This is a genomic window from Virgibacillus tibetensis (genome assembly GCF_036026595.1).
Classification (GTDB): Bacteria; Bacillota; Bacilli; order Bacillales; family Amphibacillaceae; genus Virgibacillus_P; species Virgibacillus_P tibetensis.
Genome location: NZ_JARZFX010000005.1, coordinates 59,840 through 85,730, shown reverse-complemented (window position 1 = coordinate 85,730; position 25,891 = coordinate 59,840). Strand labels below are relative to the sequence as shown.

The 25,891-nt window shown below is 39.0% G+C and carries 22 protein-coding genes, 1 pseudogene and 1 riboswitch; of the genes and pseudogenes, 16 read left to right on the top strand and 7 right to left on the bottom strand.

The annotated features are described in order from the left end of the window. Positions 1 to 53: 53 nt before the first annotated feature. Entirely contained in the window at positions 54 to 971 is a 918-nt protein-coding gene (locus QGM71_RS11885; RefSeq protein WP_327607773.1) for an RluA family pseudouridine synthase, read from the top strand. Between the two features lie 484 nt (positions 972 to 1,455). On the opposite strand, the gene QGM71_RS11880 is transcribed toward QGM71_RS11885, so the two are convergent. Then, complete coding sequence (locus tag QGM71_RS11880; protein WP_327607772.1) at positions 1,456 to 2,442, bottom strand: DmpA family aminopeptidase; 987 nt, start codon at positions 2,440 to 2,442, stop codon at positions 1,456 to 1,458. A 136-nt stretch (positions 2,443 to 2,578) separates the two neighbouring features. Here QGM71_RS11880 and QGM71_RS11875 point away from each other — a divergent pair, with 136 nt between their 5' ends. Together QGM71_RS11875 and QGM71_RS11870 are read left to right on the top strand one after the other, a co-directional pair. Then, positions 2,579 to 3,220 carry a hypothetical protein gene (locus QGM71_RS11875; RefSeq protein WP_327607771.1) on the top strand — a complete coding sequence of 214 codons (642 nt, stop codon included), beginning with the start codon at positions 2,579 to 2,581 and terminating at the stop codon, positions 3,218 to 3,220. A 28-nt stretch (positions 3,221 to 3,248) separates the two neighbouring features. After that, complete coding sequence (locus QGM71_RS11870; RefSeq protein WP_327607770.1) at positions 3,249 to 3,839, top strand: peroxiredoxin family protein; 591 nt, start codon at positions 3,249 to 3,251, stop codon at positions 3,837 to 3,839. 286 nt (positions 3,840 to 4,125) lie between these two features. On the opposite strand, the gene QGM71_RS11865 is transcribed toward QGM71_RS11870, so the two are convergent. Then, the gene (locus QGM71_RS11865) at positions 4,126 to 4,227 is read right to left on the bottom strand and encodes a YjcZ family sporulation protein (protein ID WP_327607769.1); all 102 of its coding nucleotides are present in this window, start codon (positions 4,225 to 4,227) and stop codon (positions 4,126 to 4,128) included. A 365-nt stretch (positions 4,228 to 4,592) separates the two neighbouring features. Next, a riboswitch (FMN riboswitch) is annotated at positions 4,593 to 4,739 on the top strand. Positions 4,740 to 4,960: 221 nt separating this feature from the next. Here QGM71_RS11865 and ribE point away from each other — a divergent pair. The 8 genes and pseudogenes from ribE (at position 4,961) to QGM71_RS11825 (ending at position 12,135) form a co-directional block, all read left to right on the top strand. Beyond that, entirely contained in the window at positions 4,961 to 5,605 is a 645-nt protein-coding gene (ribE, locus tag QGM71_RS11860) for a riboflavin synthase (protein ID WP_327607768.1), read from the top strand. 14 nt (positions 5,606 to 5,619) lie between these two features. Next, positions 5,620 to 6,222, top strand: a pseudogene (ribB, locus tag QGM71_RS11855) (3,4-dihydroxy-2-butanone-4-phosphate synthase); the annotation flags it as partial. A gap of 35 nt (positions 6,223 to 6,257) precedes the next feature. Then, positions 6,258 to 6,722 carry a 6,7-dimethyl-8-ribityllumazine synthase gene (ribH, locus tag QGM71_RS11850; RefSeq protein ID WP_327607767.1) on the top strand — a complete coding sequence of 155 codons (465 nt, stop codon included), beginning with the start codon at positions 6,258 to 6,260 and terminating at the stop codon, positions 6,720 to 6,722. A 132-nt stretch (positions 6,723 to 6,854) separates the two neighbouring features. Continuing rightward, a complete protein-coding gene (locus QGM71_RS11845) occupies positions 6,855 to 7,040 on the top strand; it encodes a hypothetical protein (protein ID WP_327607766.1) in 186 nt (61 codons plus the stop codon). Positions 7,041 to 7,071: 31 nt separating this feature from the next. Then, complete coding sequence (locus QGM71_RS11840) at positions 7,072 to 8,946, top strand: ABC-F family ATP-binding cassette domain-containing protein (RefSeq protein ID WP_327607765.1); 1,875 nt, start codon at positions 7,072 to 7,074, stop codon at positions 8,944 to 8,946. Between the two features lie 113 nt (positions 8,947 to 9,059). Beyond that, complete coding sequence (locus QGM71_RS11835; protein ID WP_327607764.1) at positions 9,060 to 10,112, top strand: C45 family peptidase; 1,053 nt, start codon at positions 9,060 to 9,062, stop codon at positions 10,110 to 10,112. A gap of 135 nt (positions 10,113 to 10,247) precedes the next feature. Further along, positions 10,248 to 10,919, top strand: coding sequence for a hypothetical protein (locus QGM71_RS11830; RefSeq protein WP_327607763.1), 672 nt, complete (start codon positions 10,248 to 10,250; stop codon positions 10,917 to 10,919). A gap of 178 nt (positions 10,920 to 11,097) precedes the next feature. Then, positions 11,098 to 12,135 (top strand): DUF5667 domain-containing protein, encoded by a 1,038-nt coding sequence (locus tag QGM71_RS11825; protein ID WP_327607762.1) that lies wholly within the window; start codon positions 11,098 to 11,100, stop codon positions 12,133 to 12,135. Positions 12,136 to 12,227: 92 nt separating this feature from the next. On the opposite strand, the gene QGM71_RS11820 is transcribed toward QGM71_RS11825, so the two are convergent. The 5 genes from QGM71_RS11820 to kynU form a co-directional block, all read right to left on the bottom strand. Beyond that, positions 12,228 to 13,568 carry a CoA-disulfide reductase gene (locus QGM71_RS11820; RefSeq protein ID WP_327607761.1) on the bottom strand — a complete coding sequence of 447 codons (1,341 nt, stop codon included), beginning with the start codon at positions 13,566 to 13,568 and terminating at the stop codon, positions 12,228 to 12,230. Between the two features lie 69 nt (positions 13,569 to 13,637). Further along, complete coding sequence (locus tag QGM71_RS11815; RefSeq protein WP_327607760.1) at positions 13,638 to 14,981, bottom strand: sodium-dependent transporter; 1,344 nt, start codon at positions 14,979 to 14,981, stop codon at positions 13,638 to 13,640. Between the two features lie 75 nt (positions 14,982 to 15,056). Continuing rightward, on the bottom strand, positions 15,057 to 15,905 hold the full coding sequence (gene kynA, locus QGM71_RS11810; RefSeq protein ID WP_327607759.1) for a tryptophan 2,3-dioxygenase: 849 nt from the start codon (positions 15,903 to 15,905) through the stop codon (positions 15,057 to 15,059). Further along, positions 15,905 to 16,546, bottom strand: a complete 642-nt coding sequence (kynB, locus tag QGM71_RS11805) for an arylformamidase (protein ID WP_327607758.1) — start codon at positions 16,544 to 16,546, stop codon at positions 15,905 to 15,907. Before kynB ends, kynA begins: the two co-directional genes overlap by 1 nt. After that, on the bottom strand, positions 16,546 to 17,817 hold the full coding sequence (kynU, locus tag QGM71_RS11800; protein WP_327607757.1) for a kynureninase: 1,272 nt from the start codon (positions 17,815 to 17,817) through the stop codon (positions 16,546 to 16,548). The genes kynB and kynU overlap by 1 nt, the downstream gene beginning before the upstream one ends. 1,042 nt (positions 17,818 to 18,859) lie before the next feature. On the opposite strand from kynU, the gene QGM71_RS11795 reads away from it, so the two are divergent. The 5 genes from QGM71_RS11795 to QGM71_RS11775 all read left to right on the top strand — a co-directional run bounded on the left by QGM71_RS11795 (position 18,860) and on the right by QGM71_RS11775 (position 25,878). Next, positions 18,860 to 20,446: a Na+/H+ antiporter NhaC family protein gene (locus QGM71_RS11795; RefSeq protein ID WP_327607756.1), complete on the top strand. Its 1,587-nt coding sequence runs from the start codon at positions 18,860 to 18,862 to the stop codon at positions 20,444 to 20,446. Positions 20,447 to 20,556: 110 nt separating this feature from the next. Then, on the top strand, positions 20,557 to 21,744 hold the full coding sequence (locus tag QGM71_RS11790; protein ID WP_327607755.1) for an aminotransferase class I/II-fold pyridoxal phosphate-dependent enzyme: 1,188 nt from the start codon (positions 20,557 to 20,559) through the stop codon (positions 21,742 to 21,744). 406 nt (positions 21,745 to 22,150) lie between these two features. After that, positions 22,151 to 23,647 (top strand): aldehyde dehydrogenase family protein, encoded by a 1,497-nt coding sequence (locus QGM71_RS11785; RefSeq protein ID WP_327607754.1) that lies wholly within the window; start codon positions 22,151 to 22,153, stop codon positions 23,645 to 23,647. Between the two features lie 123 nt (positions 23,648 to 23,770). Then, positions 23,771 to 24,943 carry a saccharopine dehydrogenase family protein gene (locus QGM71_RS11780; RefSeq protein ID WP_327607753.1) on the top strand — a complete coding sequence of 391 codons (1,173 nt, stop codon included), beginning with the start codon at positions 23,771 to 23,773 and terminating at the stop codon, positions 24,941 to 24,943. A gap of 176 nt (positions 24,944 to 25,119) precedes the next feature. Further along, entirely contained in the window at positions 25,120 to 25,878 is a 759-nt protein-coding gene (locus QGM71_RS11775) for an IclR family transcriptional regulator (protein WP_327607752.1), read from the top strand. Positions 25,879 to 25,891 lie beyond the last annotated feature (13 nt).

Sequence of the window (25,891 nt, the reverse complement as noted above, 5' to 3'; positions counted from 1 at the left end):
TGTTAAGTACAGAAGGAAAACGTAACATTTTTTAAATAAGAGGAGCATTATAAATGTCAAAAGGCAATAAGCAACATCGAACTGGAGATAAGAAACTAGCCAATTCACTCGTCTATACGGTGAAGGAGAGAACAGAATTACTTTCCTTTTTATTAGAGTCCATGCCTAACCGCAGTCGTAATTCAGTGAAATCAATTCTGACACGAGGGCAAGTAACTGTTAATGATCACATTGAAACAAAACATAATTATACGCTGCATCCCGGACAGACTGTTACTATTTTAAAAAATAAAGCTGCAGTAAAAGAAAGTGCATTAATTGGTATGTCTATTCTTTATGAAGATGACGACATTATTGTAATTAACAAAGAAGCTGGTTTGCTTTCAATTGCTACCGAAAAAGAAAAGAGACAAACTGCTCATCATCAGTTAATGGAACATGTCCGCAGAGAAGATCCGCAGAACAGAATTTTTGTAGTCCACCGTTTGGACAAAGATACCTCCGGAGTTATGATGTTCGCTAAAAGTGAACACGTTAAGCGGAAGCTTCAGGATAACTGGAAGGAAATGGTCAAAGAACGCACGTATGCAGCACTTGTTGAAGGAAAGGTAACGAAGGAAAAAGGATATGTCTCTTCATGGTTAAGAGAAAGCAGTACACATCTGGTGTACTCCAGCCAAACGAAAAATGATGGACAACATGCTATCACACATTATAAAGTAGTCCGATCAAACGAAGACTTTTCGCTACTGGACGTACAACTCGAGACAGGACGCAAGAACCAAATCAGGGTTCATATGCAGGATATGGGGCATCCAGTTGTTGGAGATAAGAAATATGGCTCTAAGAAAAATGCAATAAGAAGACTGGGGCTGCACGCCAAAGTGTTATCATTTAATCACCCAACTACAGGACAGTTGCTATTGTTCAAAGCGGATGTTCCGAAGTCTTTTTTAACGAAATCAAAATAACGTTAGAACCTGCATGTGAAAGTTACAAGCAGGTTCTTTTATTTGGTAGAAGAATAGATTCTTAATCCTGGGCAAGTTTAAACATCAACCGGACGGAGGAAGCAGCTGGAATCGATCGAAACTTAGCCATAAGCGATCAGAGATCTGCCCGGACCGATCGAAGCACAGCCATAAGCGATCAGAGATCTGCCCGGACCGATCGAAGTACAGCTACAAGCGATCAGAGATCTGCCCAGACCGATCGAAGCACAGCTACAAGCGATCGCAAACCAAAATTGGAGAGAGCATCTAAACAGGAGAGAACAGCACCAAAACAGGAGAGAGCACCGAAACGGGAGAGAACAGTACCAAGCGGGAGAGAGCAGCGCCAAAACGGGAGACAGCAACCCCACAGCGAAAACATCAACCATAGAAATCAGCACATCCCTCTACAACAGTTCTCATAAAAACAGCAGCCCTCGGTATGGGGCTGATCCTCGACATATTATAGTGGCGCTTTTTCCACGACTCTTCCTTTTCTGCCTTCTGTTGTCTCTGCCTTCTTAAGGGAATTAATTATTGCTTCTTCTGTTATCTCAACAACTGCCTGGAATAATTGGTTCATTACATGGTGGTCATCGCGAATATAAGATAGGCTCTCTACAGCGGTGCCCGTATTGTGATCGTATGTATTGGCTGTAGAAAATGCAATGGCAATGTCTCCACTTCCATTGTCGATATTGCTCCCGGTTCGCCCAAGCCCAGCTGCACACCGTTTCGCCAGCCTTTTTAGTTGGCGATCATAAAGTGGAGCATCTGTTGCGATTATCATCATAATGGAGCCATCCGGTGCATCCAGTTTCTTCTTTTCCCAATCAGCAAAAAGAGCTTCTTCCCTTTTTCCAAAGTTACTGATTACGAGGCATCCTACAGTATATTTATCATTGGGAGTAGTTACTACGCGTGAAGCGGTGCCTACACCACCTTTGTAGCCATAACAAACCATGCCTTTTCCCGCCCCGACAGCACCTTCCTCCGTTGGGTTGCTAGAAGCACTTTCAATTGCTTGAATAGCATGCTCAGGACTTACTATTTGATTACGAATAGAATTTAAATAGCTGTCATTGCATTCTCCTACAACAATATTGATCGAGTTTGTTGAATCCCCAATTTCTCTATTTCCATTTAGCATATATTGCAGAGTTCCTTGCCAAACTGCTCCAACACTAAACGTATTTGTCAGCATAATAGGTGATTCGATCAAGCCAAGCTCATTCATCTGAACTAGCCCAGCCGTTTTAGCGTAACCATTAATTACAGCACTTGCAGCACGTGTCTTTGTATTGAAGAGGTCATCTCCATGAGGAAGAATTGCAGTCACGCCAGTACAAATAGTGCTTTCCTCATCTAGTTTTTCATATAATGTAACATGTCCGACCTTAACGCCACCGACGTCTGTGATACAGTTAGTTTTTCCTTTTGAGAGAGCCATTAGATCAGAACCCCTTTGTTTATGTATTTATCCTATTTATTATAGCAAATTTCGGTATTAGGTATACAGAAGGTACTGTTTTACATTCCGATATAACAGCTATTATAATGAGTACATACAATAGGGGGTATGCAAGATGTCGATTTGGGTTTTAATACCAATTTTTATTCTCCTCATAAGTATGACTGCGGGTTTATTATTTTTCTATATAGTTAGTCCATTGACAAAGGCTGAGAGGAAAAAACAAATAGAGGAAGTTGCCTCTTTGCTGATTAATTTTCTCTTATTCATATGGGTGGGGAAAATTCTCTTGAATTTAACTGTATTCTTTCAAGATCCACTGGCAATCTTGGCATATCCTAGTAATTCACATGCTTTTTATATAGCTGTATTATTAAGTGGACTTACTGTTTTATACAAGTGTATAAGAAAGCAAGAAAAGACTTTTAGTACCCTTTTTTCATTTATACCTGTTTTCTTAGTAGGATCATTCGTTTTTGAGTTTATTCAGCTTAACTTGAATAAAAATCCATATACATTAGTTTATTTAGGTTTATTAGTGTTACTTATAGTCGCATTTTTACTTGTACAGGAACGAATTGCTCCTGGGAAAATAGCAATTATTATTTTAAGTGGGTGGACAGCTGGGCAGCTTTTTCTAGCATATGTATTCCCGTTTGTAACGGTATTTGGCTATCTGATAGCACCGTGGTTCCTAATCGTATTTTATCTAGTAATGACCACCTTGTATGTTTTAAAAGTAAATGTGTCACAATAGTATTAGTAGGTTATCGGAGGGTTATTAGATGAAAAAAATGACTATGATTGTAATTCTGATTGGTATGTTTGTTTGGGCTTTATATGATTTTGTTGAGCCAGTAAGTGATGCGAATTTTGCTGGTAATGATAATTATACAATAGAAAATGGGGCGGCAGTAGCTGTAGACGGTACAGAGACTTTAAATGTGACAGCAGAGGGAGTCGAAGTAGGAGATGTAGCTTCCGACTTTGAGCTAACAACATTGGATGGAGATACAGTTAAGCTATCCGATTTCCGTGGGGAACGAGTGATGCTGAATTTTTGGGCAACCTGGTGCCCCCCGTGCAGAGCGGAAATGCCGGATATGCAGAAGTTTCATGAAGAGAAAGACATTGTTATTTTAGCGGTGAATTTAACCGATACGGAGACTAACAGCAAGCATGTACCTGATTTTGTAGAGGAATATGGACTGACATTTCCTGTATTAATGGACGAACATTCAAAGGTTAGTGATCTTTACCGAATAAAGCCAATACCTACGTCCTACATGATTGATTCCAAGGGTCTGATTCAGTACAAAGCATTTGGTGCATTGAACTATGAGTTGATGATTCAGGAATTTGAGAAGATGAAGTGAAGCGCTCGTCCCTTCAGGGCTTTGCTTCATTTTTCTGTACATCGGTTGAAAAGAACTTAGGTCAGGTATGAAAGGTCAATTGTCCCTTTGAAGGCGAAGGTGACATTTCCCTAGATACAGGGGAAAGTTGTTGAGTTTCCTGGACCAAAGAAGCTAAAAGTAAAACTCAATAAAAATCTTATTTCAAATACTAAGGTTAATAATAAAGTAAGGCACAATAAAGCGCCTTAAAGGCGCTTTATTGGGGAGTTAAGAGAGAGTTAGCATGCAGGATGGATTTGGCTAATTAATACTTGCTTACAAATGCTGTACCAACAATAATTAACAAAATGAAGAGTACAACAATTAAAGCAAAACTATCGTCTCTTTTAAATCCATAATCACTCATAAAGGTTCACCTCCTAGAGGTAGTAATACATTTTATGTTTAAACCAGTTAGAAAGATTGGTTGAACGCCATGGGATTAAGATATATTTTTAAAATTAAATATATAAAAGGGCAATATTGTGTTGTTCTACATCGAACAAAATAAAAAAAGGGGGAATGTAAAATGCTTAAAGAAGCATGGAAATATTTAGCGGGTATGGGAAAAACAGAATAAAATAGAACGCATTAATAGCGATCAAGTGGTGTTGTTGACCAATTCGTCAACAACAAGTTAGATAATACTTATCCAAATTAAAATGTAGATAAACCAAATTACTTGCAGTATAATCATATTTAGGTTATAACAAATATACAAGTTCATATTTGAATTTCCTTCGGGGTCGGGTGAAATTCCCAATCGGCGGTGATGAAGTATAACACTTCTTAGTCCGTGACCCGTGCGGTTAATACCAAACGGTGGATCTGGTGAAACTCCAGAGCCGACAGTTAAAGTCTGGATGGGAGAAGGAATTTTTCAGAAAGTAAGTATCTTCTAGTAATGAACCAGGGGCAAGATATATTTATTCTGCCTTTGTTTAATTAGTTAAGATTATTTATTTGTGTACCTTACTTATGAAAATTCTGCCATTATACCTCTGAAGCGATTTCAGGGGTTTTTATTTTTGTAATTAAATTAGTGAACCAAGGGTTAGGATGAAATACCCAGGTTGAACCTGGAAAGGGAGTGGCAGATATTGTTTACAGGATTAATTGAAGAGGTTGGTACGATACAGCAAATGGAGCAAGTATCCGATCACGCTGTGAAAATGATAATAAAATCTGCTGAAGTCATAAAAGATGTGCAGCTGGGTGATAGTATCGCCGTGAACGGCATTTGTCTAACTGTTACAGATTTTGACTCGGGTGGCTTTCAAGTCGATGTAATGCCAGAAACAGTTAAATCAACTTCGTTAAACGCTTTGAAAAAGGGTTCGAATATAAACTTAGAAAGAGCGATGGCGGCAAATGGTCGGTTTGGTGGACACTTTGTCTCTGGACATGTGGATGGCATAGGGAAAATTACAAGAAAACAAAAACAAGAGAATGCGATTTATTATGATATTCAACTGCCAGAAGAATTTGTACCATTCTTAATGAATAAAGGATCTATTACAATAGATGGAATTAGTTTAACAATCTTCCAGGTGAAGGAAAGAACAATTACGATATCGCTAATCCCGCATACAGTTTCTGAGACAATTTTAGGTGAGAAGGATAAAGGGGATATTGTTAATTTTGAGTGTGATATGCTTGCAAAATATGTGCAGCAAATGATGAATCATCAGCAGGGTAAGACGAATATAAACCAGGACTTTTTAAAAAATAATGGATTCGCTTGAAAGAAGGGAAAATAATGTTTCATACAATTGAAGAAGCAATAACGGAGTTAAAAGCAGGAAGGCCTATTATTGTGGTTGACGATGAAAATAGAGAAAATGAAGGAGATTTCGTTGCCCTTTCCGAAATGGCAACACCAGAAGTGATTAATTTTATGATTACACATGGCAAGGGCTTAGTATGTACAACAATTAAACCCAATCTGGCTGAAAAGCTTGGGCTCCCACTAATGACGAGTAATAGCACAGACCCATTTGGTACTGCTTTTACAGTAAGTATAGATCATAAAGATTCAACTACTGGAATCAGTGCACAAGAAAGATCCAACACAATCCGAGCAATGCTTGATCCCGGGGTGAAGGAGACGGATTTTAAAAAACCTGGACATGTATTTCCTATCATTGCAAAAGAGGAAGGAGTCCTTACTCGTCCTGGTCATACGGAAGCATCCGTTGATTTAGCAGTATTAAGTGGCGCATCTCCTTCAGGCGTTATATGTGAAATTATTAAGGAAGATGGCACCATGGCGCGTGTTCCGGATTTAATGAATATAGCAGTAGAATTTAATTTAAAAATTATCACAATTGAAGAACTGATTAAATATCGCAAATTGCAAGAAGTTAATAACTATGCATAATATGGGGAGTTGTAATAATGGGTAAAACATTTGAAGGTAATCTGGTTGGAAGTGATTTAAAGATAGGTATTGTTGTAGGAAGGTTTAATGAATTTATAACAAGTAAATTATTAGATGGTGCTAGAGATACATTGAAGCGTCATGGCGTTGACGAGAATAACATTGATGTTGCATGGGTTCCAGGAGCATTTGAAATTCCTTTAGTTGCTCAAAAAATGGCGCAAAAAGATAATTATGACGCAGTGATAACATTAGGAACGGTAATTCGCGGTTCTACCCCGCACTTTGATTATGTTTGCAGTGAAGCCGCCAAAGGTGTTTCTAACGCTTCAATGCAATCAGGCAAACCAGTAATATTTGGTGTATTAACGACAGAAACAATCGAACAAGCTATTGAACGTGCAGGAACGAAAGCGGGCAATAAAGGTGCAGAATCTGCAGTGTCAGCGATAGAGATGGCCAATATAATAAACCAATTCTAGAAATGTAATTAGGGAGGGAAACAGTTGATAAGGGCTGTTTCCCTTCTATTATTCTAACTAAATAAATGGAAAAATAACTGGGACTAGGATAAACTAATAGATGGGTTATTTTTAGATACGGAGGAGATTACCGTGAAATTACTAGTAGTACAGCTTATTATCATGGCAGTTATTTGGACAGGAATGATATTCTTCTTTTCAGATATGAACACTGCAGCCAAATCTATTTTTTACATTGTAACATCATGGTTTTTATTTTTAATAGTTATTGTATTAAAAACATTATTTACTAACAGAAAAAATAAAAGTGCAAACTAGTTTCCTCTCTAGTGCGTAAGGAAGGTTTACTATGCTTACAATTGAAAATTTATATAAATCGTACGGTGAAAAAATCTTATTTGATGAGATTTCGTGTACCATAACGGATAAAGAACGAATAGGTCTGATCGGTGTGAATGGTACCGGGAAGTCTACCTTCTTAAAAACAATTGCCGGGATAGAGTCACCTGAAAAAGGGGTGATTAACCATTCAAAGGACTATCATATTGAATATTTATCCCAAGACCCAAAACTTAATCCTGACTTGACTGTAATCGAACAGATTTATTATGGGGAAGCGACCATTATGAGAGTAATGCGTAATTACGAAAATGCTCTTATGCAGCTTCAACGTGACCCGGAAAACAGTGATGCCCAAAATCAACTCATGAAGATGCAGCAGGAAATGGATGAAGTAGAGGCCTGGGAAGCTAACACGACAGCAAAGGCTGTATTGTCAAAATTAGGGATAACCGATTATGATGGGCAGGTCATCGGGCTTTCTGGCGGTCAACAAAAACGGATTGCAATTGCTAAAGCACTCATTCAACCTGCAGACTTACTAATATTGGATGAACCAACAAACCATCTGGATAATGAAACGGTAGAGTGGCTGGAGAAGTATTTACAGTCATACAAAGGGGCTTTATTGCTGGTTACACATGATAGGTACTTCTTAAATCGTGTAACCAACCGTATTTATGAATTGGATAAAGGAAACTTGTATATTTATCAAGGTAACTATGAAACTTTTTTAGAAAAAAAAGCAGAACGGGAAGCATTGGAAGCAAGTAGTGAGATAAAACATCAAAATACACTACGCCGGGAGCTGGCATGGTTAAGACGTGGGGCCAAGGCAAGGTCAACCAAGCAAAAAGCGAGAATTGGCCGTGTTGATGACATGAAGGAACAGACATTTGATACAAAGAAACAAAATGTTGATTTTCAGGTTGGCTCCACAAGATTAGGAAAAAGTGTAATTGAACTGAAACAGGTTGATAAATCCTTAGGAGAGAAAAAGTTGCTGGAAGACTTCAGTCACCTGGTGGTTCCAAATGAGCGGTTAGGCTTAATCGGCCCAAATGGATCTGGAAAAACGACTTTGCTGAATTTGATTGCAGAGCGCATCACTCCTGATAGTGGGCACATAGAAATAGGAGAAACTGTTAAAATCGGCTACTATACACAGGGTGATGAAGAACTCGATGGAAATATGCGTATTATTGACTATATAAAAGAAGTTGCTGAAATTGTCTACACGAAAGATGGTTCCGTAATTACTGCGGAGCAGATGCTGGAACGCTTTTTGTTTTCGAGAAGGGAACAATGGACTTATATTCGCAGGATTTCAGGTGGGGAAAGAAGACGTTTGTATTTGCTGAAGGTATTAATGACCGAGCCAAACGTGCTTCTTTTAGATGAACCGACCAATGACCTGGACACACAAACATTAAGTGTACTTGAAGAATACCTGGATCATTTCCCTGGTGTTGTTATTACCGTTTCCCATGACCGTTACTTCTTGGACCGCGTGGTAGATCGTTTGCTTGTGTTTACAGGAGTAGGGAAGACAGAATTCTTCTATGGTAACTACAGTGAATATTTGGAACAACGTGTAACAATAGAACAAGAGCAAGCAAAAATAGTTAAAGAGAAGCCAGTCAGACAAAAGCAAAAGAAAAAGCTTTCCTATAATGAGCAAAAAGAATGGGAGAAAATTGAGGAAGACATTATGGATCTAGAAAGCCATGTTGAAGAACTAAAGGCAGGTATAGTCGACGCTGGGAGTAATTCTGAAAAGGTACAGGAACTTTTTGCAAAACAAGAAAAAATAGAAGAAACATTAAATGCAAAGATGGAGCGATGGGAAGAGCTGTCGTTGCTCGTTGAGGAAATGGAGAAATAATTATTTGCTGCACCTTGGAAAAAAACTCCAAGGTGTTTCTTAATCGTTCGGATTACGGAATAATATTTATGTTTTAGATAAAACTAAGTAACTGTAGAATGAGGGATTTCTTTATGAAACAAATTTATAGTGATATTATTCAATTTCGTGGAAGCCATTATGACTTTGGTTATATGCAGGGGGAGTCATTGAAAGATTCACTTACGCTGGAAAACCGCAAAAAACAATGGAAGATAAGAAGGCCGCGTTTTATTATTACAGCAAATGAAGTGAAAAATGCCATCCTTCCCTATGCACCTGGAATCTGGGATGAGCTACTTGGTCTTCAGGACGCATTAGGTTGGAAGATAGAAGATGTGTTACAGGAGTTCGGTGGTTATCGTCTTGAATATGTTAAGAGTGGCTGCACTATTTATACCGGATCTGATTACATGATTCGTAACTATGATTATCATCCAAAAACATATGAGGGACGTTATACGTTCTATCAACCTACAGATCAGGGCTATGCAATCATAGGACCTTCTCAGCGAATCACGGGACGGATGGATGGAATGAATGAAAAAGGGCTTGTAATGGGCTATAACTTCATGCATAGAAAACAGCCCGGTGATGGTTTTATCTGCAATATGATTGCGAGGATCGTCCTGGAAAGCTGCGCAACTGTAGGTGAAGCGATTAACTTATTGAGGGAGATACCCCATCGCCATTCCTTCAGTTATGTTCTCTTGGATGAAGAGGAAGAGACATTCGTAGTTGAAGCTACACCTAGAGGGGTAGAAGTGCGCAATTCAAATGTTTGCACAAATCATTACGAAATTTTAAAGCACGAAAATCGCCATCACTTAGACGATTCGTATCAACGAATGAATGCCATAAGGAAACAGCAAGGTCAGGTCACTGATGCCTATCAAGCGTTTCGTATGCTGAATGATATGGACAAAGGTATTTTCTCTACTAAATACAAACAATGGGCAGGCACTATTCATACATCGGCCTATTTTCCTAAGCAAAAAAAGGCATGGTTTGCATTGGGAGGAAATAAAAAGCCTATCATATTTGACTTCTCAAGCTGGCTGCAGGGGAAGAAAATTACAACAAAACGCATACTGGGTAAAGTAGATACGGAATTATCTTTCGTTCACATGGATCGCAATGTAAAGTAAGGCTCATGCGGGTTAAATAGTTTCTAAATAAATGTTTACATGGTATAGATTTATGGGAAAATGACTATAGACTTTATTTTTCTATAATTGAAGTTATAATAAACTCACACGTATTATTAGGAGGTAACTAACACTATGAAGCTTTTTCAAGTTAGGAAAGGACAATTTGTTTTTTATAAAAATGAATTGCACAAGGTTTATAGCGTAAAACCAATGTTTAAAAAGTCCGTTCACCTATACCGATTGAAGGACATGCAGCAGATTTTGACCAGAGCAAGTGAAATAGATTTATATAAACCAAAACATAATGATACGTTTATTTTTTACGGTAAACGGTACACAATTGACAAGGATAAGAAACCAGAACCAGGTGATTATATTCTAATCATCAAGCCTACCCCTGATTTCCTGGATCATTATTCACTTAATGAGATCGAAAAGGTGGATAGCGTAGAGGACGGAAATGTTGTTACTACTAGGGATAATGGCGTGAAACATAGTGAATATGTTGTAATGGTTCCTGGAAAGGCAGAAGCAAGCAGGGAAATTGCCTACTATGATAAAAACCTGGTACCAGAAGCACAGCAGATTGAGGATGAATCTATCAGCTACCTGGCAGAAAAGGATAATTCATTAAAACCTGTAGTTGGTGATATTTATATCGATGTGAAGAGTGATACAAAAGCAATGATTGTTGCCATGACAGAAGATGAAGTGATATTTGGACATGGGTTACGCGTTCATGTTGCCGAACTACTGGATGATACTAATTTCACACTGGTTTATCGAATTGAAGAAGACCTCTAGGGAGCCCTCCAGCTGATTAAGCTGGGGGCCTTTTCTTGTTGTAATGACGATTATAAAATTGAAATAACTTTTTGAATGGGTAATAAGTATGGTTTTATAGTAATGTGTACAAAAGCAGACATAAACCAAGGTTAATTTACGAAATATTTACTGAAATGCAAAAAAGGAGGAATAATAAATGAATTTATCTAAGAAAGTTATGGTAATTGCAGCAAGTGCCCTTCTGGTATCATCCTATACGTTTGCCCCCCCTGTTCTTGCGGAAGAAAAACAGGATGATTCCATTGTCATTAATGAGGTTGATGAGGAGCAAGCTGAAGCAGCTGATGAAGAGAAAAACGATGCAGATGGAGCGGAAGAGTCAGTTACCCAGGATGAGCAACTATCACAGACAGTTTTGAATGAGCTTTCCTATTTTGCAAAGTTGATGAAGGAAAAAATCCAATTAACACTTACATTCAGTGAGTATCAAGAAAGTCAATTACTTGCAGAATATGCTGCAGACCGTATTGCAGAAGCAAATTCTCTTATTCTTGATGGTGAAATAGATGAAGCTACCGAGTTACTGCAAGCTGCAATTAAAGCACAAGAGCAAGCAGAAGCAATTCTTGAGGAACAGGAAGAAAAAGTTGATGCTGAATTGGAAATTTCAATAAATGAAGAAGAAAATCAAAATGAATCTGAAGAAGCTAAAGAAGCTGTTGATGAAGAAGAAGAGCAGGAAATGGTTGATTTACACGTAAAGCTTGCTAATAACTTTGAAGCTTTATCTGATGTATTGCTTAAAATAGACAATCCAAGAGCACAGCAAGCTATTGCGAAAAACATTCAAAAATCATTTGATAAATTAGCTGAGAAGATTGAGAAGCGTTCAAGCAAGCTTGTTGCTGATGAAGAAGAAGCAGCAGAAACAGAAACAGAAACTCAGGAAGAAACAGATAACACAGCTAGCTTAAATCAGGATAGCGAAGAATCTGAAGAAGTAGAAAAAACAGTAGTTACACAGACTAATTCCAGTGATGGAAAACCTGAACAAGTCGTAACAAAGTCTGCTAAAGCTGCTGAAAAGGCAGGAAAATCAGCTGCTAAGGAAGAAAAAAAGGAAGAGAAGGCTGAGAAAAAAGCAGAGAAGCAGCAAAACAAACAACCAAATAAAAAAGCTGAGGAAGCAAAGGAAAAAGGTAAGGATAACAAACAAAAGAATAAGAATAACTAAAAAAAAGCACCTGACTGCGGTTAGGTGCTTTTAAATGGTAATTCCATCTTGAGTGGTAACCGGAGGATGATTTCATACTGAATGAAGTTTCGCTATTTTAGCATAGCACTAGCTTTATAGCCCAGAATATTGATTGGATCTTTTGCATTGGAATAGGGTGGTGCGTAAGCTAGTTCCAGCTCTGGTAAATCTGCAACATTCAGTTTAGCCGATATGGCAGTAGACAATACAGCGAGCCGCTTATCAACACCTTCAAACCCTACTGTATGAGCACCATACAGTCTTCCGCTTTCCTCGTCAAACAGTATTTTTATCCAAAGTTTATCAGAACCTGGGTAATATCTGACATGGGAGTATGACTCTATTACCGCTTCCTTAAAGGGAATTCCCAGTTTTTTTAAGGATGCACTGTTATGTCCGGCAGCACCAACAGTTAGATCAAAAACTTTTAAAATAGCTGATCCAAGGGTTCCTTTATAAGGAATTCTTTCCCCATTCAAATGGCTGGCGATGATGAATGCCTGGCGATGAGCCGGCCAGGCAAGGGCAATGTGCCTCGGTGTTTCTGTAATTAAATCCTTTGTTTCTACAACATCACCCAGTGCATAAATAGCAGGATCGGTTGTTTGCATGAATTCATTTACAAAGACAGCTCCTGTATCTCCAAGTTTCAAAGAAGATTCAATAGCCAGTTTTGTATTAGGTTTAATTCCTACAGCCATTATTGTCATATCTGCATCAATCACTTCTCCGCTGTTTAAGTGCAACCTCTTACCTTCATCTGAGTAGTAGTCTAATCCATCATTTAAAATGACAGTTACTCCTTTATCATTCAGATGCTTCTGAACGATGCTGCCCATATCACTATCAACTAATTTGATTACCTGTTCGGAGCGATCGATCATTGTACAATTTAAACCAAGGGCATGCAGGTTTTCCACCATTTCTAAACCGATGAATCCTGCACCTACTATTGCTGCCGTTTTTGGTTTGTTCCTCTTTATGAATGAATGGATCGCATCCATATCTGGAATCGTGTGCAACGGGAACGTTCGATCAGCGTTTAATCCTTCAATAGGAGGAGTAGCGGCTGAGGCTCCTGGCGACAGAATTAGTTTGTCATAGCTTTCTTTGTGATTACCTGCCGTATCTTTATAGATGATTGTTTTTCGGTCACGGTCAATGGACACGACCTCTGTGTTTGTTCTAATGACTAAATTATACTTTTCCGCAAACTTTGCTTCGGGATATAATAATTGATCTCTTTCCTCTACAGTATCTCCTATGTAGTAAGGCATCCCACAATTAGAAAAAGAGATATAGCTGCCTTTATCGAATAAAATAATTTCAGATTCCTTGTCATTTCTGCGAATTTGGGCAGCTACAGTTGCACCGCCGCCAACTCCACCTATAATGAGAATTTTATGGGCCATATTCATCCGCTCCTTGTCTGAAGTAAAATCTGCTAATAAAAGTTTTAATTAGCTTTTTCATACATTTCCCTAAATAAGACCAAGTGACCCTAAGAAAACGATAATAATTGTCAAAGGTACTACCCAGCGCATTAACTGAAACCATACGGTGTACATCGTTGAGCTCAGACTATTGCTATAGGAAAATTCCCTTTTCATTAATGTTTTATCCATTTTAAAACCGATAAATAATGCGATTAATAAACAACCTCCGGGGAGCATAATGTTACTCACTAGAAAATCGGTTGCATCAAATACTGTTAAACCGAAAATTTTAAACTCTGCCAAGTTGCTTGATGACAAGGAGGCTGGAATACCGGCAATAAATATAACAAGTCCTGCAATCCATGCAACCTTTGTACGGGAGCGCTCTTTCTTTTCAGTGAAAGCAGATGTTATGATTTCCAGCATGCTAAAGGATGAAGTCAGAATAGCAAATAAAAACAGTAGCAAAAATAAGCTTAAGAACAATTCGCCAAACGGCATTTGCGCGAATGCCTCAGGCAATACAATGAATAGTAATCCCGGTCCCTCTGCTGGTTCAAGCCCGAAAGCAAATACTACTGGGAAAATAGCTAATCCTGCCAATAGAGAAACAACGATATTCATAATCGAAACGGATCCTGCTGACATAGGAAGACTTACATCTTTAGTTAAATAGGAACTATAGGTAACCATGACAGAAAAACCGACTGCCAGGGAGAAGAACGATTGACCAAGGGCATATAAGACACTTTCTCCGGTCAGCTGTGTAAAGTCAGGCTGAAGAAAGAAAAGAATTCCTTCCATGGCGCCCTCAAAAGTTACGGCGCGAACAACAAGAATAATAAAAAATAGTAATAATAATGGCATTAATACTTTACTTGATTTTTCAATGCCGTTTTTAATACCAAATGAAATAACAATGATATTAATAATTAAAAATATGGCAAGTCCTGCAATTGTAACAAAAGGGTTCCCGGTAACTGTTGCAAATAGCTCAGCATAGTCGGCATTATCCTTTATAATCATTCCTGGAATGGAGAGGAGGCTGTAAATAAGTACCCATCCACCTACAACACTATAGAAAGATAGGAGGAGAAATGAGCCTATTGCCCCCCAGATGCCGATAATGGACCAGCCACTTTTTGGAGCAAGTGTTTTATAGGCACTGATCGCTTCCTTTTGTGCGCCTCTTCCAATAATGAATTCTGCGATTAAAATAGGAAGACCAATCAGGATTGTAAAGGCGATAAATAACAGGAAAAATGCCCCGCCACCATTCATACCTGTCATGTAAGGAAATTTCCATATTGCTCCGAGACCGATTGCGGCTCCTGCGGATGAAAGGATAAAGCCAAGTTTACTTGACCACTGATCTGTTTTATTACGCATTTAATGTCTTCCTTTCTGCTTTAGATGCTTCTTCGTTGGACAAATTCAATTTAGTATCAGTTAATAAGTCAATAATTATAGCTTGGTGCGTATATCCCATAGCTCGGGGAAGAAATAATGTTCCAATACTTTTTTCAGATAGCCTACCCCAGAGGAACCTCCTGTACCAGTCTTGTGGCCAATGATGCGCTCTACTGTTTTCATATGCCTGAATCGCCATTGCTGAAACCAATCTTCTATATCGACGAGCTTTTCTCCTAATTGATATAAATCCCAGTAGGCGTCCACATCTTTGTATACTTCCAGCCAAGCTTGCTCTACAGTTGGATCCTTTTCATATGTTTTTGAAAAGTCGCGGGACAAAATAGCTTTATTAATAGGAAAACCATTATCAGCAAGCGCTTGAATGGCAACATCATAAAGTCCTGGTCCATGATATGCCTTTTCAAGGATGGCGTGCAGCTCCGGGTCTTTTTTGTAAATTTTCAAGATAAAAGGTGTTTTATATCCAAGAACAAATTCAACCAGGCGGTATTGATAAGATTGGAATCCAGATGCATTTCCCAGCTTATCGCGAAACTCCATATATTCTGCTGGTGTTAATGTGGAGAGAACATCCCAGGCTTGAATTATTTGAGATTGTATTTTAGAAACACGTGCCAGCATTTTAAAGGAGGATTGCAGCTCTCCGCGTTGAATGGCACGCACTGCGGCCTGTGTTTCATGAATAATCAGCTTTAGCCATAGTTCACTCACTTGGTGAATAACAATAAATAACATCTCATCATGATGATCTGATAACCTTTTTTGACTGGACAACAGCGTATCCAGCTGCAAATATTCTCCATAGGTCATTTTTTCAGTGAAGTCGGTATGAATACCTTTTTCAGATTTAAATGTATCATTCGAATAACTATCACTCATTAGAGACTCTCCTTTTCGGTAAGTGGGCGTAATACTGCGCGTACGGGACTGCCATCAGCCCCGTGAATAGCTAGTGGTAAGGCAATTAATTCATAGATACCTGGTTTAATAGCATCCAGCATAATATTTTCTAAGATGTTAATCCCATGATTATATAAAGCATGATGTGTTTCAAGTGTTTTACTGTCTGGAGTGTCCACGGAAGGCATATCAACACCAATTAATGTAACACCTTTGCGTTGTAGATACGGGGCAACTCCAGGATCAAGCACTGGCATTTCACTAGGGAATCGTTTCGGATTATTTGGTAAGGACGTACGTAATAATAGACGGCTTACACTCTTTAGTTCAAATTCCTGTAAGACTTCGGCGGTAATTTCTTCTACATGACTTACATCAATGACTGTTGCTTTTCCGATATAACGGTTAAGATCCAACTCGTCAATAGTTTCTCCATCAGTGTCATAATGGAAGGGTGCATCGACATGTGTGCCAGTATGTAAGCTGGCAGTTATTTGTCCTATATTAACAGACCCAGTCTGTTCTTTTGTGTATGTTAACGAGTAAGAGAAAGGTGTGTCACCTGGCCAGGTGGCCATATCATTTGTTAATGGCTGCGAAATATCAATCCAGTTCGTCATTATGCAATTACACCTCGCTTGTTTTCATATTTTTTATAACGCTCTTCAGTCATAATTCGTTTTAAGATCCGGACCATCTCCCATACTTCTTCAAATGTATTGTACAATGCCACAGGAGCAAGCCGGATCCCATTTGGATTACGGAAATCCGGTATAACTCCATCTGCTTTTAACGCTTTACAAATACGGGCAGCTTCCGGATGTTCAAGAAATATATGACCTCCACGGGTAATCTCATCACAGGGGTTAGCAACTTTAAACTTGAATTCTTTTAATTCAGCTTCAATCAATTCCAATAAATAATTCGTTAACTGCAGTGATTTTTTGCGTATGTTCTGAATCCCTGCTTCCTGGAACATTTCCAGGGAACCTAGTAAAGGGGCAGCACTTAAGACATGGGGGGTACCAATCTGATACGCACCTGCATGAGGAGCTGCAGTTAACTCATGTTCCATATCAAATTGTTTTCCTTTATCCGAACTGAACCAACCAGCAAGCCCGGGCTCATTTCCAAAATGCTTCTGATTTACGTACAATCCGCCCACACTGCCCGGCCCACCATTTAAATGCTTATAAGTGCACCAGAATGCAAAGTCCACTCCCCAATCTGATAACTCATGTGGAACAGATCCGATGGAGTGACATAAGTCGAACCCAATCAGGATTCCGCGCTTATGTGCTTCGTCTGTTAATGTTTTCATATCCAGTATTTGACCACTGCGGTAGAGGACAGCTGGCAGGACAATTAAAGCAACATCCTCTGCCATGAAATCGATGATTGTCTGTGTATCAAGTGTATTTCCGTCTTCACTTTTAACCTGAATGAGATGATCTTGAGCCTCATATCCCTTTAGTTGCAATTGACTTTTTAGAGCATAGATATCAGAAGGGAAATTCAGTTCATCTGCCAGTATTTTAGTCCTTTTTCCCTCGGGTTTATAAAAACTCGCTGTTAACTGGTGAAGATTAGTAGTGGTTGAGCCTGTAATAATAATTTCTTCTGGAGAAGTCCCAATAAGATCGGCAGACAATTTTCCCAGTTCTTCAGATAAATAGAACCAGGGGTGATTGCCTTCTGTCCATCCATCTATTGCGTAATTTTTCCACGATTCAACTAAGGTTTGAATGGAAGCTTCTGCTCGTTTTGATAATAGTCCCAATGAATTTCCATCAAAATAAATTGTATCTGCTGAAATGTAAAACTCGTTGCGGAAGCTTTTTAAATCATCTTCCCTGTCTAAGTGAGTTGCATAGCCTTTCTCGGTAAACATATAAAGCACCTCTTTTAATTAGTTGGTATTTTTCGCAGGTTTCATTGCTATTTGTCGTAGTTGATATAAAAGACGAAGTAACTAGTTACTGACTTAACTTCGCTACGGAAATACACTTCGCTTTCCGCGGGCGGCTGGTGAGCCTCCTCGTGCTATCGCACTGTGGGGTCTCACCGATGCCTTTCCTCCCGCAGGAGTCTTCGTGTTTTTCCTCCGCTAAGCATTGTGCAATGTTATAAAAAATTCACTTAATGCTTTATAAATTTCGCTGTGGACAGACGACTCTTGCGGAAAGCAACAAAGCTTTTCGGTGGGGCGAACCAAAGGTACAGCCCCAAAGATTTTTGGTGGGACGATTAATCCCAGTCCCTGACTAAGACCTCACAGTAAAGCTCGACAATATTTAATTACACGAAGAAAATGCGGATGTATTTTGAGGAATGTTGCATTCCCGCAGCTAAAAGTTTAGGAAACCTCTATCAGCGGAGGCAGAATACGCAGACTCCTCGAAAATATAAAACAATTTTCTTCGTGCGAGGAAATTTCACTGAACATTCCTTATCCTATAGGAACAGCACGTGTCCGAAGACCCCGGAAGAAGCGTTCTTTGCTTCTGAGAAGGCTGAGGCCGTGCCCATGGAAAGCGAAGTATTCTGCCGAAGCGAATCCAAGCACTCAACCATCATCAGAAAGAGTGTCATGAAAGAGAATTTTCATTACTTCGTCTTATATAGATTCTGTGTCAAAAACAACATTACTTTTCGGTGGGGTGAACCAAAGGTGCAGTCCCAACTATTTTGGTTGGCGAGTAACGGTATTTCCAATCCAATTATTTTCACATACTTTTATCTTAACAAAAAATAGCGATGAAATTTACATATTTAAAGAATAGAGTAAAAAATTACTGTAAAAAGAGGTATTATCTACAGTGGAATAGAATAATAAAAATAACCATAAATGTAAGCACTTACAATTTGAGGAGGGTAGAGAGGTTAATAAAATAAGAATTAGAAAAGATTTAAAAATTAAAGGAGGTTTCTGGATGGAGAATACGATTTGGTCACTAGTCCCGCCCATATTAGCAATTATTATGGTTTTATTAACAAAGCGTGTTTTACTTTCGCTGGGAGTAGGTATTGTTGCTGCTGCTTTCTTCATTGGCAGCTTTAATGTGATGGAGTCTTTGAAATTAGTGTGGGAGTCATTTATTGGCGTATTTATTGATGATGGAGCGTTAAATACATGGAATGTTTATATCTTATTATTCATATTAATGCTGGGAGTTTTAACAGCCTTTGTAAGTATGATGGGGGGGACAAGGGCATTTGCTGAATGGATGATACAACGAGTGAAAACCCGGGCTGGGGCGCAAATCATGACAATGATTCTAGGGATTATTGTGTTTGTTGATGACTACTTTAACAGTTTAACAGTTGGTCAAGTTGCAAAGCCTGTAACCGATAAACATCGCATATCCCGTGCAAAGCTTGCATATATTGTTGATTCTACCTCAGCACCAATTTGTGTCATTGCTCCAATTTCCAGCTGGGGTGCTTATATTATAGGGATTATCGGAACCGTCTTTGTAACACAGGGAATTACAGAGTATGCAGCATTTGGTGCATTTATTCAGATTATACCAATGAATTACTATGTGTGGGCTGCATTAGGGGTTGTACTTGTCATTGCATTAAGGCAAGTGGATTTCGGTCCGATGAAAGTACATGAACAGCGTGCTATTACAACAGGAGAGCTATTAAATCCTGACAATAAAGAGCAAATTGATACAGCATCAAAATTACCAAGCAGTGCGTCGAGCAGAATTAGTGATCTTCTCATCCCTATTGCTGTTCTTTTCATAGCAACAATAGGAGCAATGTACTTAAATGGACTTGGATCTCTGGATGGTGAAGAGCGTACGTTGATGAATATATTTGGTAATGCTGATGTATCGGAAGCTCTATTATATGGTGGTATTATAGGCTTAGTGATTACGTTCCTCTTGTTTTATCGTCATATTACAGGTGGAAAGCTTACAGGGTCACATTTCATTTTAGGCTTGCGTGAGGGGATGAAGTCAATGCTCCCTGGATTTACTATATTAATTTTCGCATGGACGATTGTAACGTTAATTGATGGACTGGGAACAGGAACTTATTTGGCAGGAGTTGTAGAGTCTTCGAATCTCAGCTTGGCACTTTTACCAGTCATCGTCTTTATTATGGCGGGTTTTATCGCTTTTTCAACTGGTACATCGTGGGGATCATTTGGAATTCTTCTGCCGATTGCTGGTCAGATTGCAGTGGCAACTGATGTTTCACTTATATTGCCTATGATGGCAGCAGTGCTTGCTGGTGCAGTGTTTGGCGATCATTGTTCACCAATTTCTGATACGACGATTCTTTCATCCACAGGTGCGAGCTGTCACCACATTGATCATGTAACAACCCAAATACCATATGCTATTGTTGCAGCTGTGATTGCAGGTGTGGGCTATATTGTACTCGGAATTTCAGGTAGCGTGTGGCTTGGATTGGCTATGGTAATCATTGGTTTGGCTGTTTTCTTTGGATTATTGAGAAAGCCTCGTACAATGGATGCAGTAGAAGATAAACAAATTGCAAAATAAAAATCACAAAATTCTGATTCAGTATATTGTAAATTTTGTAATTCTGTTTTATACTAGTGGTAGTTATATGAAATGGCATTTCGCAGAGTGAAATGCGGAAGGGGATAAAAATGTCTTTTGTTTCTGACAAAGTGAAAAACATGCCACCGTATTTATTTTCAGAATTTCAAAGAAAGAAAAAGCAATTGGAAGCTGAAGGAGTAGATGTAATCGATCTGGGTATCGGAGCTCCGGACTTGCCTGCCCCAGAATTTATTTATAATAAGCTGGTGGAGGAAGCTAAGAAGCCGGAAAATCATCGTTATTCTACGTATAGCGGGTGTGCTGAATTTAAAGAGGCGGTAAGCTATTTTTATAAAAAGCACTATGAAGTGGATTTAGACCCAGATACAGAAGTGTTAGCGCTTATAGGTTCAAAAGAAGGCATTGCCAATCTTATTCAAGCTGTGGTTAATCCTGGTGATACTGTATTGGTGCCAGATCCAGGTTATCCTGTTTATCGAACCGCAGTCCATATAGCTGGGGGTGAAAGCGTATCATTGCCCTTGGATAGGGATAATGGTTTTGTACCACTTTATGGGAAGCTGTCAGAAAGAGATGTGCAACAGGCAAAACTGATGTTTATAAATTATCCGAGCAATCCAACTGCAGCAACAGTTAACTTAACTGCATTTTTGGAAGCGATTACATTTGCAAAAGAAAACAATATTATGCTTGCTAATGATGCAGCTTATGATCTTGTGACTTTCGACAAGTACAAAGCTCCAAGTGTATTGCAGGCGCCAAACGCAAAAGAGTATGCAGTAGAATTCGGGTCATTGTCCAAAAGTTTTAATATGACAGGTTGGAGAATGGGCTATATTGTCGGCAATAAAGAAATAATTAAAGCATTGGCGACATTAAAAAGCAATATTGATACATCTCAATTTCTCCCTATCCAAAAAGCGGCTGCTGCTGCTTTAAGAAGTGACTTCTCCACAGTAGCAGCAAATAATGCAATCTACAAAGAACGGATGGAAAAAATGCATGGTGCATTAAAGGAAATAGGCATTTATGCTGAAAAGCCAAAAGGAACCATATTCCTTTGGGCAAAGGTTCCTGAAGGTATTCGTTCTGCGGAATTTGCTGCTTTACTATTGAATGATGCAGGAATAATAGTGACACCAGGAATTGCATTTGGTGCAAATGGTGAAGGCTATATTCGAATATCATTATCTGTTACAACAGAAAGATTGGATGAAGTTATCCATCGGTTAAAGAAGCTTAATTTAAAGGAGATGACCAAATCATGGACGTAAATCCCGCCATGGAAAAGACATGTAAGATGACCGTGTATGAAGAAGGAATCTATGTCAAAAGAACTTTGTGTGTGCTGGGAGAAAGCTATCTATCAGTTCTCAGTGTTTTATATGATGAGTCTTCATTCAGGTAATATCAGCGGGGCATGAAAGTGGAGCTGCGTTTATGGTTAGGGCTATGCAAAAGTATCATTTGAAACAAATCAGGTATCGTTTTATCTACACAAGTTGTAGAAGAAACTAATTTATTAATTGGTGTACATACTGCTTATCAGGATTCTACGCCAATGGCTGTATTTTTTAGGTCAGGTAAACAGAAGGAATAAATTTCTGGTTCATCAACGATCACACTAATACGTGAACGATCGATGAAATAAGGTTTTAACTATTTTTAGGAGGTTTTTTCATGACAGCAGTATCATTAGAAACTAAAAAGCTAGCAAACTACATTAATGGAAAATGGGTTGAAGTGAGCGAATCTACAGCCGTTATTAACCCGGCAACAGGAGAAGAGATAGTTCAAGTTCCATTGTCGAGTGCCGGAAGTGTAGATGAAGCAGTGGCAGCAGCCAAAAAAGCTCAAAAAGAGTGGGCATTAGTGCCAGCTCCCCAGCGTGCTGAAGTGCTTTATCAGGTTGGCTATATTATGAAGGAACGCAAAGAGAGACTATCACAATTATTAACTATGGAAAATGGGAAAGTCATTGAAGAAGCACGCGGTGAAGTGCAAGAAGGAATTGATATGGCGTTTTATATGGCTGGTGAAGGCCGCCGGTTATTTGGGCAAACGACACCGGCTGAACTGAAGGACAAATTTGCTATGAGTCAGCGTACTCCAGTAGGTGTAGTTGGTATCATTACGCCATGGAATTTCCCGATTGCAATTGCTACATGGAAGTCATTTCCTGCAATTGTTTCAGGGAATGCAGTTATATGGAAGCCTGCTACCGAAACACCGATTATGGCATATGAACTGGCAAAGATATTTAAAGAAGCAGGGCTGCCAGATGGGGTAATAAATGTTGTATTTGGCGCAGGGTCTACAGTTGGTGATGCTATGGTTCATCATGATGATATACGAGTAATCTCGTTTACAGGCTCAAACGATACGGGGCGAAACATTGCAGGGGAGTGCGGCAAACAACTGAAAAAAGTTTCTCTGGAAATGGGAGGAAAAAACGCGGTAATCGTTATGGATGATGCAGATATTGATTTAGCTGTTGAAGGTATTCTATGGAGCGCCTTTGGAACGAGTGGACAACGTTGTACAGCATGCAGCCGTGTGATTGTTCATGAAAGTGTAAAAGAAACATTAGAAGAGCGTTTGCTAGCATCAATGGAAAAACTATCTATTGGTAACGGGCTTGATGAATCGATAAAAGTTGGTCCAATTATTAATAAAGCCGGAATGGAAAAAATTAATAGTTACATTGAAATTGGTAAAAATGAGGGAGCTAAGTTAGTAGCTGGTGGCTATGCACTAACTGAAAATGACCATGCGAATGGAAACTACTTTGCTCCAACTTTGTTTACAGACGCAGCTGCCGATATGCGAATTGCACAGGAAGAAATTTTCGGTCCAGTTGTATCGTTAATTCCTGTTAAGAGTTTTGAAGAAGCAATCGAAGTTAATAATGGTGTGGCATACGGACTTTCAAGTTCCATATTCACAAATGATGTTAATCGTGTTTTCAAAGCCCAACGTGATTTGGATACAGGTATTGTTTATGTAAACGCTGGCACGACAGGTGCTGAAATTCATTTGCCGTTTGGTGGAACAAAAGGTACTGGGAATGGACATCGTGACTCTGGTGTTCAAGCGCTAGATGTGTTTACAGAGTGGAAAGCTATTTACGTAGATTACAGTGGTAAACTTCAACGTGCTCAAATAGACGTAGATTAAGTTTCTTACATGAAAGATGTTTTGGATAAATAGATTGTAGAAACCTCAGTGATCAGCTTCATGCTGTTCACTGAGGTTATCACTATAGATAGTGTATTACTAATCTGTACAGGGAGTGATTATATGAAGATAGGTGTTTTGGGTTCAGGCTTAATGGGTAAAGAGGCGGCACGTGATTTAGTTGTAAGTGAAGGAGTGACTGCTGTCGGTTTAGCAGATATCGATATTGATCGCGCACAGAAAGTATGTGATCAATTGAATTCAACTAAACTAACAGCCTATCAGGTGAATGCTAGTGATGAGCAGGACCTGGCAAATTATATGCGTCAATTCGATGTTATTATTAATGCGTTATTTTATTCCTTTAATGAAATCGTGGCTAAAATTGCAATTCAAGTCGGTGTGAGTTCCATCGATCTTGGTGGGCATATTGGTCATATGACAGATAAAGTATTGGCAATGCAGGAAGATGCAAAGGCTGCAGGCGTTACATTAATTCCTGATCTTGGGGTTGCGCCGGGGATGATTAACATTTTATCAGGACATGGTGCTGGAAAATTGGATAAACTGAAGTCAATTAAGTTATATGTTGGCGGTATCCCAGTGAAACCAGAGCCTCCACTTGAGTATAATCATGTATTTTCAATGGAAGGTGTATTGGACCATTACACAGATCCTTCTTTAATCATTCGAAATGGAATAAAACAGGAAATAGCTTCCTTAACAGAAGTTGAACGTATTCACTTCGAGAAATTTGGGCCATTAGAAGCGTTTCATACATCTGGCGGGACATCGACATTATCACTTTCTTATCCAGATTTAGAAACACTAGAATACAAAACAATTCGCTATCCGGGGCATGCAGAGAAGTTCAGGTTGCTTGTTGACTTGAATCTGACTAGAATGGATTATGAGGTGGAAGTAAATAATCAGAAGATTAATCCACGTGAAGTTCTACTTAAAGTGCTGGATCCCATCGTTGAGCTTGGGGAAAAAGACGATGCTGTTTTATTACGAGTAAGTGTTGCCGGGGAAAAGGATGGACTTCCAGCAACCTACGACTATGAGATGACAACATATAAAGATAGAGAAACACAGGTAACGGCAATGGCACGTGCTACAGCCAATACAATTTCCGCAGTAGCTCAGATGATTGGTAATGGAACTATCTCTAAAAAAGGTGTATATCCGCCAGAGAAGATCGTTCCTGGTAAAACATACATGGATGAAATGGCAAAGCGTGGAGTGAACATTATAGAGACAGAAAATGTTGAGAAATCAGGTGTACGTATATAACCTGTATCCCCCCTCTACTTTTAGAGTAGGGGGAGTTTTTTGAAAAAATGACCAAGGATACCTCATCAAAAACTTCAATGCGGGTGGAGTAATTGACCCTTATAAGAGTTAGTAACAACCAGCGAAAAATTCCGCTACTTTCCATTTAATGATGGTTCACTTAAGGAGTTATTAGTATGAATCAGAGTGTTAGTAAAGCGTTAAAGTTACTGGATTTATTTACGTTCGAAGATCGCGAGCTCACATTAAAAGAAATATCTAGTCGATCTAATATACCTAAGCCTACTGCGTATCGTTTACTAAGTACCTTGGAATCGAATGGTTTCTTATATAAAACGAAAGAAAATGAACATGACAGCAGGTACAGATTAGGGCTGAAATTACTTGAGTTAGGACAAATAGTTTCAGATCAGTTAGAGTTAAGAGGGATAGCTTTGCCTTATATGGAGCAGTTGGCTGATGAGATTAATGAAGTAATTCATCTAGTTATAGTTAATCATGACATGGCTACTTATATTGAAAAAGTGGAAAGTACGCGAGCCCTTCGACTATACACTAGAATTGGGAAAAGCTCTCCATTGTATATAGGATCTGGACCCAAAATGCTATTAGCCTTTCTTCCAAAAGAAAAACAGAAGCAAATACTTAGTGGTCCACTGGTTCCTTTTAATAATAATAAAGCCGTGAAGAAAGAGCGTTTACTAAAGGAACTGGAAACAATTAGAGAAGAAGGTTATGCATATAGTGTCGGTGAACAGGATGCCGATACTACCGGGATTTCCTACCCAATCCATGATCACCAGAATCAGGTGATTGCCTCATTGGCAGTAAGTGGTCTGTCCAGTCATTTTAAAGGCAAAAGTCTTCAGAGGATCAAGAGTAAAACCGAAAAAACTGCGCAGCAGATATCCAGAAAGCTAGGATACCGTAATTAGTGGAAGGGATTTG

Coding starts and splice junctions, on each gene's coding strand:
- QGM71_RS11885 (WP_327607773.1), top strand. CDS start 54: ATGTCAAAAGGCAATAAGCAACATCGAACTGGAGATAAGAAACTAGCC.
- QGM71_RS11880 (WP_327607772.1), bottom strand. CDS start 2,442: ATGGCTCTCTCAAAAGGAAAAACTAACTGTATCACAGACGTCGGTGGC.
- QGM71_RS11875 (WP_327607771.1), top strand. CDS start 2,579: ATGTCGATTTGGGTTTTAATACCAATTTTTATTCTCCTCATAAGTATG.
- QGM71_RS11870 (WP_327607770.1), top strand. CDS start 3,249: ATGAAAAAAATGACTATGATTGTAATTCTGATTGGTATGTTTGTTTGG.
- QGM71_RS11865 (WP_327607769.1), bottom strand. CDS start 4,227: ATGAGTGATTATGGATTTAAAAGAGACGATAGTTTTGCTTTAATTGTT.
- ribH (WP_327607767.1), top strand. CDS start 6,258: ATGGGTAAAACATTTGAAGGTAATCTGGTTGGAAGTGATTTAAAGATA.
- QGM71_RS11840 (WP_327607765.1), top strand. CDS start 7,072: ATGCTTACAATTGAAAATTTATATAAATCGTACGGTGAAAAAATCTTA.
- QGM71_RS11835 (WP_327607764.1), top strand. CDS start 9,060: ATGAAACAAATTTATAGTGATATTATTCAATTTCGTGGAAGCCATTAT.
- QGM71_RS11830 (WP_327607763.1), top strand. CDS start 10,248: ATGAAGCTTTTTCAAGTTAGGAAAGGACAATTTGTTTTTTATAAAAAT.
- QGM71_RS11825 (WP_327607762.1), top strand. CDS start 11,098: ATGAATTTATCTAAGAAAGTTATGGTAATTGCAGCAAGTGCCCTTCTG.
- QGM71_RS11820 (WP_327607761.1), bottom strand. CDS start 13,568: ATGGCCCATAAAATTCTCATTATAGGTGGAGTTGGCGGCGGTGCAACT.
- QGM71_RS11815 (WP_327607760.1), bottom strand. CDS start 14,981: ATGCGTAATAAAACAGATCAGTGGTCAAGTAAACTTGGCTTTATCCTT.
- kynA (WP_327607759.1), bottom strand. CDS start 15,905: ATGAGTGATAGTTATTCGAATGATACATTTAAATCTGAAAAAGGTATT.
- kynB (WP_327607758.1), bottom strand. CDS start 16,546: ATGACGAACTGGATTGATATTTCGCAGCCATTAACAAATGATATGGCC.
- kynU (WP_327607757.1), bottom strand. CDS start 17,817: ATGTTTACCGAGAAAGGCTATGCAACTCACTTAGACAGGGAAGATGAT.
- QGM71_RS11795 (WP_327607756.1), top strand. CDS start 18,860: ATGGAGAATACGATTTGGTCACTAGTCCCGCCCATATTAGCAATTATT.
- QGM71_RS11790 (WP_327607755.1), top strand. CDS start 20,557: ATGTCTTTTGTTTCTGACAAAGTGAAAAACATGCCACCGTATTTATTT.
- QGM71_RS11785 (WP_327607754.1), top strand. CDS start 22,151: ATGACAGCAGTATCATTAGAAACTAAAAAGCTAGCAAACTACATTAAT.
- QGM71_RS11780 (WP_327607753.1), top strand. CDS start 23,771: ATGAAGATAGGTGTTTTGGGTTCAGGCTTAATGGGTAAAGAGGCGGCA.
- QGM71_RS11775 (WP_327607752.1), top strand. CDS start 25,120: ATGAATCAGAGTGTTAGTAAAGCGTTAAAGTTACTGGATTTATTTACG.